We start from the raw sequence: 2061 nt of genomic DNA on the forward strand, positions 1-2061 counted from the left end.
CCTTCTGGGTTGAAACTAACACCAACGGGGTAAAATGTGAATCGCTTCCAAGTTCCACCGATTTCATCGGTGGCTATTCATGTTTAACCCCTTCTGGGTTGAAACTAACACCAACGGGGTGAAATGTGAATAGCCTATTCATGTTTAACCTTTTCTGAGTTGAAACTAACCCCAACGGGGTGAAATGTGAATAGCCACCGATGAAATCGGTGGAATTTGAAAGCACCTTGCGTAACATCAGTTATGATTTAAAACAGGAGAATTAATCCATGATGAAATTACTAAAAATACTCGCGACGTTTTTTGGTTTATTGATGATATTGCTCTGGTTAAATGCCTATCAGGGGCAATCACTGCTAAGAGGAATGGGGGGTGATGACTTTTCTGAGACGATTTATCGTTCATTCACAGTGAATGAAAAGCGACTTGCTTTAGTGATTGGCAATAGCCGTTACCCTGGTGATTATTTGCCCAATCCTCAAAACGATGCCGAAGATATGGCTAAAGTGCTACGGCAGTATGGTTTTACGGTGATTCATAAGCAAGACTTGAATCAAGAGCAGATGGATAAAGCCCTGATTAACTTTGCAGAGCGTTTAAGTCAAAACGGGGTTGGTTTGTTTTTTTATGCAGGGCATGGTTTGCAAATTGATAAGCATAATTACCTGGTACCGATTGGTCCCAAAATTCAAAAACCTGCTCTGGTTAAATATCGCACCGTTGATGCCCAATTTGTGGTGGATATTATGCAGAATGCGGGGAGTCGGGTTAATATTGTGATTCTGGATGCGTGTCGGAGTAATCCCTATCGGAGTTATTTTCGTTCTCAAGATGGGTTAGCAGCGATGGATGCGCCGCGCGGAACGATTATCAGTTATGCCACCGCACTAGGTAAAAAGGCGGCTGATGGTGATGAACGCAATGGTTTATACACACAGAATTTGCTTAAAGCGATTAAAACGCCTGGTTTAAAGATTGAGGAAGTCTTTAAACAAGCGGCTCGTGGAGTAGATAGTGCGAGTAATGGTAAGCAAATTCCTTGGCGTATGTCTTCGCTCACAGGCGATTTTTGTTTTACGCCTTGTGCAGAAGAAGTTGTTGATCAAGAAAAACAGGCTGCTTTGCGACGTACTGCTGAATTAGAACGGCAATTGCAGGTGCTAGAACGACGTTTGGCTGAAAAAGCCGCTGCGCCACCATCCTCAAAACAACCGCCCTTAAAACCACAGACTCAAGTTTGGGAATCCAATAAAGTGTTTCGAGATCGCTTAAAAGACGGTGGTTTTGGTCCAGAAATGGTGCAAATCCCCGCTGGGCGTTTTCAGATGGGCGATATTCAGGGCGGTGGTTATGTTCGTGAAAAACCAGTGCATCGGGTGTCGGTGAGTGAATTTGCGATGGGGCGTTATGAAGTCACCTTTGCAGAATATGATAAATTTGCACAGGCGACGGGGCGAGAAAAACCAAGGGATAGAGGCTGGGGGCGTGGTAATCGCCCTGTGATAAACGTTTCTTGGAATGATGCTGTCGCTTATACCGAATGGCTAAGTAAACAAACCGGGAAAGAATATCGTTTGCCTACTGAAGCGGAGTGGGAATATGCCGCGCGAGCGGGTACGGAAAGTAAGTATTGGTGGGGAAATAAGATTGGTAAAAATCGTGCGGCTTGTGATGGATGTGGTGCTAAATGGGGTTGGGATGCGAAAAAAATGACTGCACCTGTTGGTTCGTTTGCAGCCAATCCTTTTGGCTTATATGACACGGTAGGCAACGTTTGGGAATGGACTTGCTCTGAATATGAAAGTCAGTATAGCGGTAAAGAAAAACAATGTATGGACAAGAATCGTGATGGCAGTCGTGTGGTTCGCGGCGGTTCGTGGGGCGGCGGACCGGGGAGGGCGCGTGTGTCGTGCCGCTGCGACGGGTGGGTCGTCGCGGGCGGGTACGGCAGGCTCGGCTTCCGCGTCGTCAGGATAACGCTTTGATATTTAACGCTTTTACACTTTTGCGGGGGTCTGGGGGTGCCCCCCAGCGGGGTTGTAGGGGCAGCGCCCCTGCTCA

Annotated in this window: 1 protein-coding gene; it reads left to right on the forward strand. The window is 46.8% G+C overall.

The annotated features are described in order from the left end of the window. Positions 1-269 precede the first annotated feature (269 nt). Positions 270-1985 carry an SUMF1/EgtB/PvdO family nonheme iron enzyme gene (locus GY683_RS04970; protein WP_297287695.1) on the forward strand — a complete coding sequence of 572 codons (1716 nt, stop codon included), beginning with the start codon at positions 270-272 and terminating at the stop codon, positions 1983-1985. Positions 1986-2061 lie beyond the last annotated feature (76 nt).

Origin of the sequence: Moraxella sp., assembly GCF_024227015.1 — a bacterium.
Taxonomy (GTDB): Bacteria; Pseudomonadota; Gammaproteobacteria; order Pseudomonadales; family Moraxellaceae; genus Moraxella.